The sequence below is a fragment of the Bradyrhizobium sp. AZCC 1610 genome (assembly GCF_036924515.1).
GTDB lineage: Bacteria > Pseudomonadota > Alphaproteobacteria > Rhizobiales > Xanthobacteraceae > Bradyrhizobium.
Map to the genome: position 1 here is coordinate 6,523,138 of NZ_JAZHRR010000001.1, position 13,394 is coordinate 6,536,531.

General features: G+C 58.7%; 13 protein-coding genes and 2 pseudogenes. 8 read left to right on the forward strand and 7 right to left on the reverse strand.

All coding sequences use genetic code 11. From position 1 onward, the window contains the following. Positions 1-31: 31 nt before the first annotated feature. From V1279_RS32005 to V1279_RS32015, 3 genes and pseudogenes are all read right to left on the reverse strand, one after another. Entirely contained in the window at positions 32-235 is a 204-nt protein-coding gene (locus tag V1279_RS32005) for a hypothetical protein (protein WP_334444328.1), read from the reverse strand. A gap of 84 nt (positions 236-319) precedes the next feature. Continuing rightward, positions 320-729: pseudogene (locus tag V1279_RS32010) on the reverse strand (hypothetical protein); the annotation flags it as partial. Positions 730-747: 18 nt separating this feature from the next. Further along, on the reverse strand, positions 748-1,230 hold the full coding sequence (locus V1279_RS32015) for a universal stress protein (protein WP_334444332.1): 483 nt from the start codon (positions 1,228-1,230) through the stop codon (positions 748-750). Positions 1,231-1,981: 751 nt separating this feature from the next. Here V1279_RS32015 and V1279_RS32020 point away from each other — a divergent pair. Both V1279_RS32020 and V1279_RS32025 read left to right on the forward strand, forming a co-directional pair. Next, entirely contained in the window at positions 1,982-2,110 is a 129-nt protein-coding gene (locus tag V1279_RS32020) for a hypothetical protein (RefSeq protein WP_334444334.1), read from the forward strand. Beyond that, a pseudogene (locus V1279_RS32025) lies at positions 2,092-2,558 on the forward strand (c-type cytochrome); the annotation flags it as partial. The gene V1279_RS32020 and the pseudogene V1279_RS32025, both read left to right, overlap by 19 nt. 430 nt (positions 2,559-2,988) lie before the next feature. Here V1279_RS32025 and rnk read toward each other — a convergent pair. Together rnk and V1279_RS32035 are read right to left on the reverse strand one after the other, a co-directional pair. Next, positions 2,989-3,369 (reverse strand): nucleoside diphosphate kinase regulator, encoded by a 381-nt coding sequence (rnk, locus tag V1279_RS32030; protein WP_334444336.1) that lies wholly within the window; start codon positions 3,367-3,369, stop codon positions 2,989-2,991. A gap of 15 nt (positions 3,370-3,384) precedes the next feature. Further along, the gene (locus V1279_RS32035) at positions 3,385-3,855 is read right to left on the reverse strand and encodes a GreA/GreB family elongation factor (RefSeq protein WP_334444338.1); all 471 of its coding nucleotides are present in this window, start codon (positions 3,853-3,855) and stop codon (positions 3,385-3,387) included. 766 nt (positions 3,856-4,621) lie between these two features. On the opposite strand from V1279_RS32035, the gene V1279_RS32040 reads away from it, so the two are divergent. Genes V1279_RS32040 through mnhG form a run of 6 tightly spaced genes read left to right on the forward strand, consistent with a single transcriptional unit; the run spans position 4,622 to position 10,628 of the window. Continuing rightward, complete coding sequence (locus V1279_RS32040) at positions 4,622-7,543, forward strand: monovalent cation/H+ antiporter subunit A (RefSeq protein WP_334444340.1); 2,922 nt, start codon at positions 4,622-4,624, stop codon at positions 7,541-7,543. Continuing rightward, positions 7,543-7,884, forward strand: a complete 342-nt coding sequence (locus V1279_RS32045; protein WP_334444342.1) for a Na+/H+ antiporter subunit C — start codon at positions 7,543-7,545, stop codon at positions 7,882-7,884. Before V1279_RS32040 ends, V1279_RS32045 begins: the two co-directional genes overlap by 1 nt. Beyond that, a complete protein-coding gene (locus V1279_RS32050) occupies positions 7,881-9,512 on the forward strand; it encodes a monovalent cation/H+ antiporter subunit D (RefSeq protein WP_334444344.1) in 1,632 nt (543 codons plus the stop codon). The genes V1279_RS32045 and V1279_RS32050 overlap by 4 nt, the downstream gene beginning before the upstream one ends. Next, positions 9,509-9,997: a Na+/H+ antiporter subunit E gene (locus V1279_RS32055; protein WP_334444346.1), complete on the forward strand. Its 489-nt coding sequence runs from the start codon at positions 9,509-9,511 to the stop codon at positions 9,995-9,997. The genes V1279_RS32050 and V1279_RS32055 overlap by 4 nt, the downstream gene beginning before the upstream one ends. Next, positions 9,994-10,275 (forward strand): K+/H+ antiporter subunit F, encoded by a 282-nt coding sequence (locus V1279_RS32060; protein WP_334444348.1) that lies wholly within the window; start codon positions 9,994-9,996, stop codon positions 10,273-10,275. Before V1279_RS32055 ends, V1279_RS32060 begins: the two co-directional genes overlap by 4 nt. Further along, a complete protein-coding gene (gene mnhG, locus V1279_RS32065; RefSeq protein ID WP_334444350.1) occupies positions 10,272-10,628 on the forward strand; it encodes a monovalent cation/H(+) antiporter subunit G in 357 nt (118 codons plus the stop codon). The genes V1279_RS32060 and mnhG overlap by 4 nt, the downstream gene beginning before the upstream one ends. 382 nt (positions 10,629-11,010) lie before the next feature. On the opposite strand, the gene V1279_RS32070 is transcribed toward mnhG, so the two are convergent. Beyond that, entirely contained in the window at positions 11,011-11,748 is a 738-nt protein-coding gene (locus V1279_RS32070) for a GreA/GreB family elongation factor (RefSeq protein ID WP_334446656.1), read from the reverse strand. Positions 11,749-12,283: 535 nt separating this feature from the next. Beyond that, complete coding sequence (locus tag V1279_RS32075; protein WP_334444352.1) at positions 12,284-13,159, reverse strand: universal stress protein; 876 nt, start codon at positions 13,157-13,159, stop codon at positions 12,284-12,286. Between the last annotated feature and the right edge of the window lie 235 nt (positions 13,160-13,394).

Consider the following 13,394-nt stretch of genomic DNA (forward strand, 5'->3'; position numbering starts at 1 on the left):
TCCTTGGTGTAGCCGTTCGCCTATCTTCTGCCTACGACGGCCAAGAAGGCTTCGAATATCTAGGGGTCACCACCGGATACATCTCGTGGATCTTCCGGAACTCGCGTGCGACCTCTCCATAGCCGGCTGCATCAAGGAAGTCGCAAAGAACCGTCTCGGCGTTCGCGTGCACGTTGGAGCCTTCACCGTTCCGTTGCAGCGATCTAAGTTCATCAATCGCGTCTTCCTTGGTCATGGCATGCTCGACTTTAAGCGGAACTAGCAACTCAACCTGCCTTCCTTCCGACTTGATACGAAACTGTGTCCTCGCGGCCGGTTATCACATAGGACAGACGCTACTCTCGACGGTTTTTCCGTCATTAGCTGACGTCTCAACGAGTCCGAGATAGGCACGCCGGACTTCAGGATCGTCTATGAGTTTCTTGGTGGACCCGCTACGAACGATATGACCGGTTTCCATGACGTAACCTCGATCGGCAATCGACAGAGCCAGATTGACGTCCTGTTCAACCAATAAAATCGTCACGCCCTCGCAACGGATCGTTGCCAGCGCATCCATCACTGTTCCACGACGACGGGCGCCAGTCCCAAACTCATCTCGTCGATCATCAGCAGGATTGGAGCCGCCATCAATCCGCGAGCCATCGCGCACATCCGCTGTTCGTACATTCTATCTAGGTCGCGGATTATCGCGAGTTTGTCATCACGTATGAAGGCGCCCATCAGCAGAGGTTTTCAACATGAAGTTTATCCTTTACCCCGCGCCTTCCGTTGCTGAATCGGCGTGACGTTACTCGCCCCTTGCTCGGACTTTACGGCTACGAGCACGCTGCATGGCGGTTGATGCAAGATTGATTCGCCGACCGACCCGTTCAACCAACGCGCAAGCGTCCCTTGATCCCGATGACCAACGACGATCAGATCCGCGCTTATGTCTGTTGCGGACAGAATTATCTGTTCCGCTGGCTTGCCATACTTGAGTTCGCTGGTTGCAGTGCATCCAGCGCGTCGCAACCGCTTCACGCCCTCGTCAAGTACGGTCTGGACTACAAAACGCTGATTGTCGGGAATGAAAGACATTGCCTCAACGATGAGCATGCTTTCGGACGGGTCTATGATCGCAAGAAGATGAACTGTCGCACCACATGCTAATGCTAAGTTTTCGGCTTGAACCAGTGCTTCGCGGCCATCGGGTGAACCGTCGAAAGCTAGGAGAATTTTTTGATACATGCGGGATCTCCCTTTTGTAGGTTGGTACGCTGAGCTCATAATCGGCGCATTTGGCTGCCGATATCTGAGGCTCCGCCCTGCATCGGCGACAACGGAGTCACGCTCACTCACGGGCTTGGCGTCGAAACGGACGCTTGAAGGAGCTGTTGCGCGCTGTGCTAGAGTCGCCTGCTGTAAGGGCGAATGGGTATTAGCGCCGGCCGCAAGCGTCCTTCATCGATAGATCCAGGCCGTAAGAGCGATGCCCGTTCGTTGTCGAGACTTTCGGGACTAACCAAAAGCAAACGGGCGTCCATGACCCGCCTTAGCGTTCTGAGCAGAGAAGTCACCAGTTCAAATCTCCGAAATGATTTCTTCGTCATCTGGTCCTCCACTATGCGCCTCGCCGGTGCAACGACCGGCGCGCTAGCGTTGCCGTCAACGTATGCCCGCGATCAATTTTGACAAACGAAAAGTATCGTCACTTATTATCGATTTTATTGAGGTAAGGTCTCGCATGGACCCAGATCCGGCAAGGTTCGGGCCGTCATCACGAGTGGACACTTCGTTAGCGCGGCCGACCGGATTCACGTCAGCCTGTGACGGTCAGCGCGCGCATCCGCACGCTCGAAGACCAACTTGGATGCACACTCTTTGTCCCGAACAAGGCTGGCACAATGTCCGGAGCAAAGGCTGGCACAACGCCCCTGCCGGCCGAAAATATCAAGGCAAGCCGCTACGCTCGTTCGAACGATAGAACAGGAGCGCAATGATGTTGGAAGGCTTCAGTGGTACGCTGGTTGTTGTGGACGAATTGGCCAGTGGCTTCAGCTGGATGCGCGAAGCCAGGCCGAAGATAGCCGCACCGCTGCTTGAAGACCCCTCGCGCAGCCTTGCATGATCTATCACGGTTCGCTTTATCTGGCCGGACAGTACGCCAGCGTGATTTACAAGTAACTGTTCGACTTCCGCACAGGCGTCCGGACCAACGCTGTGATGTCTCCGTTGGCGTCGATCTGACGGATCAGGAAATCACCGACATCGCGACCTGCTACGCCTATCTGCCCAGGCTGCCGGCCTATCACCCGACACCGCGAGTTCCGAAGCCGCGCATCGTGATCTGCGGAGCACCGCTACGGGGCATCGCGCCCTGCGGGTCCTGCCACGGCGGCCCGGACAACAAGGTTGGCAGCCCATAGTAGGAGGGTCAGTCGGCAGCCTATATGAAAGACCAGCTTCTGGCCTTCTCGTCGGGCCAACGCCGCAACGACATCACCCAACAGATGCGCAGCATCGCGTGCGATGAGGCCGCTGCAGATCGAGAAGCAGCGGCCCACTACGCATCGTAGCAGCCGGAGATCGTGAAAGCGACGGACCAACAGATCGACGCAAGTCTCGTCGGGGGCCGCTACTGCACACGACCGCCGTCGGTTTTGCAAAGGAACCGGGTCGCGTAGCCTTGCGAACCGTCCGACGCCCTGTTTTCATTGTTGCCGACCGGGCGCGCTGCAATGCGATTCTAGCGCGCAGCTCCTAAGCTGCACTCGCCGCCCGGCGAAGGTCATGGCCGAGCAGTCCGCGCGATTGTCATGGAATGGATCTGACACGCCAACGGCGACCAGGAAGGGCCCGCCTGGCGCATCATCACATGAGCAACTGCGTGACGTAAACGAGGCCAATCAGCCCTATTGTAGTGCAAATCACAATCAGAATAGCATGTTCAGACCGATTGTCGCGCATACCGGATCCCTTCTTCCTGCTGTGAAACGCGGAGAACGGTCAATTTTCCCGTTTCATACCTGGCGTCTGGAATTCGATCGCCTGTCCGACCGACAGGCCGATGAGCGCCGCGCCGAGGGGAGTAAGGACCGAGATCCGCCCATGCATGTCGGCATCGTGCGGATACACCAACACCAAATGCCGGACCTCGCCGGTCTTGTCGTCGCGGTAACTGACCTGGGATCCCATTCGAACCACACTCCGCAGATCGCTATCATCTTGCACCACGCTGGCGCGGTCCAACTCGTGCGCCAAGAAGTTCACAACGCGCGGGATAAAGTCCATTTTAGAGTTCGCAAGCGTTCTCAATCGACGCATCTCGTCGCCTGTAACGTGGATGGGCGGTAGTTGGGATTTAGTCCTTCGCTTATTCTGGCTCATTGCGGTCTCCTTCAATCAGGCGGCGGTGGGCCCTGGATCGTCATCAATTGAGGCATTGTCGACGGACTTGGCCGCTCGGACCAGCGGCACAACATTGGACTCGGGTCCCGTGACGCTTTCGATCCTGACCACGTTCATGCAGCCCGCGACGAAGTATGGCATCTGGTCACCGACATGAAGGCCGATCAATGCAGCCCCCAAGGGCGATAGAACGGATATCTGGGCAAGGTCGGACGTGCAGTCCTCTGGCCAGACTAACTGCACCGTCTTTCGCGCGACACCCCAATTTGTCCCATACGTGATCCAGGATCCGATCGTTATGATCGATTGGATATCGCGGGCATCGTCCGGAATAATCTCCGCGCGATTGATCTCGACCATCAGGAACATCGCACTCGCGTCCCCTCGTTGTGCGGCAACGCGCGCTAGTTGCTCAAGACGAGGATACTCGGAGGCGGAAAGGACGATCTTGGGAAGAGGCAGCACGGCGCACTCCTTCTGCTCAAGGCGAGTCGGGCTCCTGTAGGGAAGCCACAAAACCAAACTGTTGTTGAGAAGAGAGCCCGGACGGCGCGATCGACCGTCCGGCTAAACGCGTGCTTGCAAGCGACCGGCGTGTGGACAGAGCCGCGCGATGCGCGGATCGATGTCAAAGAAAGTCGTCATGACATCAACATAGTCCCAGATCGCGTTGCCAACATTGCGGCGAAAGCGCGCACTGTTCAATGTTCACGCCTGCCCCGCCGGCTGTCCTATGCTGTCAAAGTGGCGGGCAATTTGACGCCAAAGTGAGCCGAAATTCTGCGGACCGGGGTTATAGTCTTCAACTTATCGCTCACATCCCCGGAGCTTCGGAACAATGAGGGGCTTTTTATGAAACGCGACGCCGCCCCACGTTTTAGCGAAGAGGACACCCGGCCGGTCGAGACGAGCGGTTGGCGAGTGATCGGGTTGTGGGCGTTCTACGTTTTGCTCAGTGCTCTCACAGTCGCACTTTCGGCTGCGATTGGTACGCTACCACACTGGGTCTGGCCAGCTCATTAATCGGATCGGATTGCGGCTGGAACGACACATTAATCGACAGTATTCTCAAGAGTTCCGGGACAGATAACCGCGGCTTGCGGGTCGCGGCGAATTCGCACGATCGTTCAGCGCGAAACTTTAAATCTGGCAGTGGAGATATCCAGCTATGCAATTATCGATGACGGAGACTAATCTCCCGGAACCTCCCAGTAAGGGGTAACGAACGCAAATGTTCCTCCTTGCCGTTCTCGTTCTTCCATTCGTCGGAAGCTGTATTGCCGCTGTCCTGCCGGTCAATGCCCGCAACGCCGAGGCATGGCTCGCCGGCTCGGTCGCTCTTGTCGCTTTTGGTCTCATGGCAACAGCCTATCCGAGCGTCGATAATGGTGGCGTGATCCAACTGAGAGCAGAGTGGATCGCGGATCTTGGTCTCGAGTTCGTGCTGAGAGCAGACGGCTTCGCGTGGACCTTCGCTATGCTGGTCACCGGAATCGGCTTCCTGGTGGTACTGTATACGCGCTACTACATGTCCCCCAGCGATCCCGTTCCGCGTTTTTTCTCCTTCCTGCTCGCGTTCATGGGGGCGATGCTAGGCATCGTGCTCTCGGGCAACTTGTTGCAGCTCGTGTTCTTTTGGGAGCTAACAAGCCTGTTTTCCTTCCTGCTGATCAGCTATTGGCATCACAACGTGGCCGCTCGCGACGGCGCACGGATGGCCCTGACCGTCACGTCGGCTGGCGGCCTTTGCCTCTTCGCCGGCGTACTGGTGATTGGACACATCGTCGGCAGCTACGACCTCGAGCGGGTGCTGGCGTCCGGCGATGTGATCCGTTCGCACTCGCTTTATCTTCCAGCACTGATCCTGATTCTCCTTGGCGCCTTCACGAAGAGTGCTCAGTTTCCATTTCATTTCTGGCTGCCCCACGCGATGGCCGCTCCAACTCCGGTCTCGGCTTATCTCCATTCAGCGACAATGGTGAAAGCCGGCGTGTTCCTGCTGGTGCGGCTGTGGCCGGCGATGGGCGGAACAAATGAATGGCTATGGCTGGTGGGATCGGTTGGCCTGATCACGTTTTTTCTAGGCGCGTTTCTCGCGGTATTTCAGCAGGATCTCAAGGGACTACTGGCCTACTCGACGATCAGCCACCTCGGGTTGATTACGCTCTTAACGGGACTCGATACTCCTTTCGGGCAGATAGCCGCGATCTTCCATATCTTCAACCACGCGACTTTCAAGGCGTCGCTGTTCATGGCGGCAGGTATCATTGATCACGAAACGGGCACTCGTGACATTCGTCGCCTCAGCGGGCTATGGGCCTTCATGCCGATCACGGCGACGCTGGCTATGGTGGCCGCCGCAGCGATGGCAGGCGTGCCCTTGCTGAATGGTTTCCTATCGAAAGAAATGTTCTTTGCCGAGACGATCGAGGTCCATGACAACTCGCTCGTCGATCAGGCGCTTCCGTATATCGTCACCCTTGCCAGCACCTTCACCGTTGCCTATTCGCTGCGATTCATTCGCGACGTGTTCTTCGGCCCGGCTCCCACAGCCCTGCCACGCATTCCGCACGAGCCCCCGCTCCTGATGCGGTTTCCGGCCGAGTTCCTCGTGCTGACGTGCCTTGTCGTTGGCGTCGCACCGTCGTTTACCGTAGCGCCGATACTCGATACGGCCGCCCGGGCGGTTCTCGGCTCGGCGATGCCGGAGTACAACCTTGCTCTCTGGCACGGCTTTACGCCCGAACTCCTGATGAGCTTCGTCGCAATGGCCGGCGGCCTGGCCGTCTACGTGATGCTGCGCTCCTATCTGCTCACACGTGAGGGGCCGCCCCTGCTGCGTCGTATCAATGGCAAGCGGATCTTTGACTGGGTGCTTGTGACGTTATCCTGGCGACTTGCACGATGGCTTGAGAGCAACCTCGGGACAAGGCATTTACAGCCACAGCTGCGGCTCTTGGCCGGGGCAGCGTTCGTCGCTGCCCTGATGCCGCTTTATGCACGCGGAATCCTGGTCGGGGACCCGCCTCAGGGCCAACTCGACGTCGCGTTTGGGCTGCTCTGGACGGTCGGGATTGCTTGCGCGCTGGGTGCCGCCCTTCAGGCTAAATTTCACCGCGTCGCCGCGCTGATACTGCTCGGCGGCGCGGGTCTCGTCACCTGCGTCAGCTTCGTCTGGCTGTCCGCGCCCGATCTCGCTCTGACGCAGATCGTCGTCGAGACCGTAACTACAGTACTCCTCCTGCTTGGCCTGCGATGGCTGCCGAAACGCGTCGCGGAAATCGCCCCGAGCACCACCGTCGGCAGGATCCGATGGCACCGCGTTCGCGACTTCGCTATCGCGCTCCTCGTAGGCGTCGGATTAGCGGGCCTTGCATTAGCGGTGATGCAGCGCCCTGCTCCCAACAGTATTTCGCGGTATTTTGTCGAGAACGCTTACACCATGGGCGGCGGAACCAATGTGGTGAACGTCATCCTCGTTGACTTCCGCGGCTTCGATACGCTGGGCGAGATCACCGTGCTCGCGGTCGTTGCGCTGACCGTTTATGCGTTGCTACGCCGCTTCCGTCCGGCGCCCGAAAGCATTCCCGTCCCCGAACAGCAGCATGCTCAGGACGCCTACGACCACGCGCATCCCGATCGCAAGAGGGGCGACACTGTAAAGGATACGACAACTACGGCAGCGCTGATAATGGGGCTGCTGTTTCCGGTGATCGGCGTAACGGCCATCTTCCTGCTGCTGCGCGGGCACGACCTTCCGGGCGGAGGCTTCGTCGCTGGCATCACCATGGCCTGCGCATTCATCCTGCAGTACATGGCTCGCGGCACGGTATGGGTTGAGGCGCGTCTGCACATCATGCCGGTGCGCTGGATGGGATTTGGCCTCCTATTGGGGGCTGGTACGGGAGCTGCCGCCTGGGTTTTCGGACGCCCGTTCCTGACCTCATACTTTGCTTACACCGAACTTCCTCTGATCGGGCGCGTTCCGACGGCCAGCGCTCTCGTCTTCGACATCGGCGTGTTCTCGCTCGTCGTCGGGGCAACGGTGCTGATGCTGATCGCAATCGCGCATCAATCCCTGCGGCGCTACGGTGTCCCGCTCCAGAGAGAGCAACGCGCGTCCGCCCATCGGCCGAAGGAGGAGGTGGTGTGATGGAGTTTGTCCTGGCCGTCGGTATAGGTGCGCTTGCGGGCTCCGGTGTGTGGTTGATCCTGCGACCGCGCACGTTTCAAGTAATCATCGGGCTGTCACTACTTTCCTACGCGGTCAATCTCTTTATCGTGGCCATGGGACGGTTGCGGACGGGAGCACCGGTGCTCGTTGCACCCGAAACCGGGGATGCATCGCAGTATGCTGATCCGCTCCCACACGCGCTCGTTCTGACTGCGATCGTTATCAGCTTCGCGACAACGGCGCTGTTCCTGGTTGTCCTCCTGGCATCGCGCGGCCTGGCAGGGACTGATCATGTTGACGGTCAGGAGCCAGAAACGTGAGCGGCGTAGCAAACCTGATTATCGCGCCAGTCGTCCTGCCCCTCGTTGCCGGTGCCGGCATGCTGCTGCTTAGCGGAGAACGACACCGCAACATCATGGCTACCATCAATGTTGCCGTGACCTTTGCACTCGCTTGCATCGCGATAGCGTTGCTCAGAGTGTCGGATGCGAGTCAGACGGGGATCAGCCAAGTCTATCGTCTCGGCGATTGGCCGGCTCCGTTTGGAATTGTGCTCGTTCTGGATCGCCTCTCCGCTCTTATGCTGTTCCTGACGAGCATCCTGGCCTTGGCCGCGGTGGTGTTCTCGCTCGCCCGTTGGCATCGCGCAGGCGCGCATTTCCATCCCCTCTTTCAGTTCTTACTGATGGGCCTGAACGGCGCCTTCCTGACCGGCGATCTCTTCAACCTGTTTGTTTTCTTCGAGTTATTGCTGGCGGCGTCATACGGTCTTCTGCTGCATGGTTCCGGCCTTGCGCGGGTGAAAGCCGGGTTGCATTACATCGTGGTGAATCTGGTGGCATCGCTGCTGTTTCTGATCGGCGTCAGTCTGATCTACGGCGTGTCCGGGACCCTCAATATGGCAGATCTTGCGGCGCGGATACCGACGATCGCTGCTGAGAACCGCGGTTTGCTCGAGGCAGGTGCCGGCATCCTAGCGATGGCATTCCTGCTCAAAGCGGGAATCTGGCCACTATGTTTCTGGCTGCCGACGACCTACGCAGCAGCGAGTCCGCCGGTGGCCTCGATCTTTGCGATCATGACGAAAGTCGGCGTCTATATCGTGCTGCGACTCTCGCTATTGCTTTTTGGCGACGGTGCTGGCGCATCGGCGGGCTTCGGCAGCAGCTGGTTGTTTTTGGGCGGGTTGGCGACGATCGTATTCGGCGCAATCGGAACCTTGGCATCGCAAGACACGGCCCGTCTAGCCTCTTTTTCAGTGCTCGTATCCTCCGGAACGGTGCTGGCCGCCACCGGGATGGGACAAGTCGGTGTCACCGGTGGAGCGCTTTTTTACCTGGTTAGCTCGACGCTCGGCATCAGCGCTTTCTTCCTTCTAATCGAACTAATCGAGCGCGGGCGCGAACCTGGAGCGGACATGATCGCCGTCACCCGAGAGGCTTACGGAGAAGATGATGACGCGGACAAAGAGGAAGAGGAGGTCGGCATGGCCATTGTGGCCACGATGGGGCTGCTTGGTGTTGCTTTCATCGGGTGCGCGCTCGTCATCGCCGGATTTCCGCCGCTGTCGGGGTTCATCGCCAAATTCGCGCTCCTCACAGCCGCCCTCCATCCATCGGAGATGCACCGAGCCGGTGCCATTCCTGGCAATGGATGGGCGATCCTCGTGGTACTAATTTCGTCCGGCTTTGCGACGCTGGTCGCGATGACGCGAGCGGGCATCCGCTCTTTCTGGGCCTCACCGGATCGCACCGTGCCGCGTGTGCGCGTGATCGAGATGGCGCCGGTCATGTTCCTCTTGATCATTTGCGCCGCCCAAACCGTACAAGCCGGACCGGTCATGCGCTTCATGCAGGCCACAGCACAATCGCTGCATGCGCCGAGCGGCTACATCCGCGACGTCCTGGAGACCAGCGGGCAAAGCACACGAAAGGCAGGCGGCATATGACACGACTGCTACCTTTTCCGTTCGTGAGTTTCGGCCTTCTAGTGCTATGGATGTTGCTCAATCAAACAGCCTCATTGGGACAGCTCCTCATCGGTTGCGTGATCGCGCTTGTCGGCGGGTGGATCCTGACCACCCTGCAGTTGCCAAGAGCGCACGTTCGCCGGCCGAGTACCCTCCTCCGATTGTTGGGCCTGGTATCGATGGACATCATCCGCTCAAACATCGCAGTTGGCCGGATCATTGTCGGTTTTGGAAGGCGACAGCGAACGTCTGGGTTCGTGACCATCCCCCTCGACATCCGCAATCCCTACGGGCTGGCCTTATTAGCTTGCATCATCACTTCGACTCCCGGCACGCTGTGGGTCAACTTCGATGCACAGAAGCGCTTGTTGATGATCCATGTTCTCGACTTGATCGATGAAGGCGAGTGGATTCGCACGATCAAGGGCCGCTACGAACGTCATCTGCTGGAGATATTCGAATGACCGCCCTCCTGCTGACATACTCTCTTGCGGTCGCACAGATCCTGCTTGGGATGGCCATGGGTTGCGCTGTCTTCCGCATCTTTCGGGGACCGAGAGCGCAGGACCGCGTGCTGGGCTTCGACACATTGTATGTGAATGGGATGCTATTGCTTCTGACGCTCGGCATCCGATCAGGCAACACGCTCTATTTCGAGGCGGCTCTGGCGATGGCCCTCCTAGGTTTTGTTGGCACAGTCGCTTTGGCCAAATTTCTGCTACGCGGCGAGGTGATCGAATGACTGGTATGGAACAAGTGCCGGCTTGGGCTGCTGCTCTCACGGCAGCTCTCCTTTTGATGGGCGCCGCGGTCACGCTGGTCGGCTCGCTCGGTCTCTTGCGGCTCGGCACCTTCTACGAGCGGGTCCATGCACCAACGCTCGGGACAACGCTCGGCACCGTATTCGTGGCGCTTGCTTCAATCGTTTACTTTTCAGTTCTCCAGAGCCGGCCCGTGCTGCACGAAATCCTGATTGTCGGGTTAGGTGCCGTGACCCCGCCCGTCGCTCTGACCGTATTGGTCGGCGCCGCCCGGTTTCGCGACACAGCCGAAAACGCGGCCAACGTTGCGAACGCAACCTCGAATAGATCGTAGACAATAGTTTTCGAAGTAACTGATCTCAGCATTAGTTCAACTCCTTCGAGAACGAGGGTTAGGTTAGTGAACACCGCCATTGCCTTCGAACAAACTCATTCAAACAGATCTCCTTGGCTTACTCTGCCGACCGATTCGGGTGCCAGGGATGCCGACGCCGATATCCGCGGCTCGGGCCTTGATGGACGCGATAGGGCGATTGAGTTTGACGGTCATTAGCGTGATGCTCTTTCCCGCGTGAGACATCGTGCGCAGCAGTTCGTCATCCTTTGCCGACCATGGTTCATGGCGAGCCCTACGGGTAAACATCACAGCACAATCGGGCCTGTCCCTGCAAAAGACTTTGTCACGTGTTCGCGAGCCACTCCTCACTTCGAAACGCTCAAAACGGTAATGTTTCGCGTTTCATGGCTCGGCGTCCGAATTCGACCGCCTGTCCGACCGACAGACCGACCAGAGCGGTGCCGACCGGCGCAAGGACGGAGATCCTTCCATGGGAGATGTCCGCCTCGTGCGGATAGACCAACCTCACATTCCGCACCTCGCCGGTCTCTTCATCGTGATATGTGACCTCGGAGCCCATCCGGACCACGTTCCGCAGTTCGTTACTGTCAGGCACGACGCTCGCACGATCGATCTCGCGCGCGAGGAAGCGCGCTGCACGCGGGAACAGACGCGCATTGATTACGATAGACGGCAGCGTGGGTCTGGGCTTGCCCTCGCATCTGCTCTTCACTGCACTCCCTCCTTCTGAGGCGGTTGTCGTTCCTGGATCGTCGCCGTCATCATTGACCAATACGGGAGCGCGGAGTAGCGGATCAAGAGGATCGACATTGGGCTTGGACTGTTTCACGCTTTCGATCGTACGACGTTCATGGCACCGGCGACAAAGTATGGCCATCTGATCGCGGCACGGAGGCCGATCAGTGCCGCGCCCAATGGGGACAGAACCGAGATACGGGCGAGGTCGGACGTGCGGTCCTTCCGGCCAGACCAGTTGTACGGTCTTTCGAAACATGCGCCGCCTCGTCCAGTAGTTCACCCAAGACCCGATCCTTGCGATCGATTCGATTTCGAGCGCATCGTCAGGGACAATCTCCGCGCGGTTGATCTCAATCATCAGGGACAACGCATCGATATCCCCCCGTTTAGCGGCTACCCGCGCGGGCTGTTCAAGGCGGGATAGTTGAAAGCAGTCAAGGCGAGCTTAGGAAGAGGCAGCACGGCGCACTCCCACGTTCGAAGCAACCGGCCCCTGCAGAGCAGCCACAAATCAGAATGGGATTCGAAAAGAAGCCGGACGGCGCGACTAGCCGCCCGGTTAGATGCCTAGTTGCAGGCGGCCGGAATGCGCACAAAGCCGCGCGATGCGCGGATCAATGTCGGAAGCGTTTGTCATGGAAGACCTAACATAGTGCCACATCGCGTTGCCTACATTGCGGCGAAACCGCGCACTGGATTCTCGTTCAAGCCGGGTCTGCCGGCGTAGCTCACGCCATCACAACATCGAGGCAAGTTGACGTCGACGGAGGCCCGCAATTCCGACAATTATAAGCTGCTGCACGGCGACGATCGTCGAGACCCGAGACGAGCATACCCAGCCGATCGTGACGGACGGCTGCGAGTGATCGCACTGTGCGCCTTGTATGTCTTGCTCAGGGCCCGGTTATATCTTCCCGTTTGTTAGGTGGCACAGCCAGAATGTCCACATTCAACGAACGCAGCACCTCTTCGGTGACGCTTCCAAGCAGCACCTTCAGCAACCCAGAACGGCCATGCGTTCCAATGACCAGAAGATCAGGCCTCATCCTATCGACTCCAGCAGAGATCACTTCGAAAGCACCTCCTTCCTCGACGCGCAGAGATGCTCCAAGCCCACCAAGATCGCTTTCGAGCAAGAACGCTGTCAGGTCCTCCGTCACTTCCTGACGTTCACTCGAAACGTACTCGTCGATGTCGGCTTGATCGAGACCCGCCATCGACATCTTCCCCTTCCCCACCGGCAGGAATGCGTGAAGGATCTCCAAGCGGGCTCCGTCGATCACCCCCACGGTTCGGGCAGCCCTGATCGCATTCGCGGATGCGTCCGACAAGTCGACAGGAGACAGCACAACCTCGTAAGGTAGGTTCACTTCGTTGTTTACCATGAGCACCGGATGGTGTCCGGTTCGGATCACGCGCTCAACTGTCGTGCCCACGAAGATATCGCGCAGTAACTGCTTGCGGTGTGCACCCATCACGATGAGATCAGCCGTTTGCGCCACGGCCGTGCGCACGATGGCGTCGAAGGGATCGCCTATCACGACCCTCGGGTGGCATCGCACGTCGCGCAATTCCGACACTGCGCCGATCAGTTCCGTAAGCATGCGTTCGCTCTCCCGCGCCTCCATTTCGACGAGACGCTGTGGCTGATCATCATCCACGACATGGACGATGGCGAGTTCCGCGGCCGTGGCTTGAGCCAATTGGCCAGCTCGACGCAACGCCCGCTGGGACCGCGTGGAAAAATCCGTTGCTGCCAGGATCTGCATACGATCGCTCCTAACAAAGATTGCCGAGGTCCACTCATCAAGAGGCCCGGTCCGACACCCTTGTTGATTCCCTCTCGTTTCAGTTGGTCCGTCCGATTCTAAAAGCTACCCTTCGACGGGACGACAAGACGCGACGCGTTGTCGCTAGAGGCATTGGCGAGCAGATTGTCAATGCGCCAGTCTGCACGTGCAGTTGCGCGACAATTCGGCTTCGACAGCTCGCCATGTAGCTCAT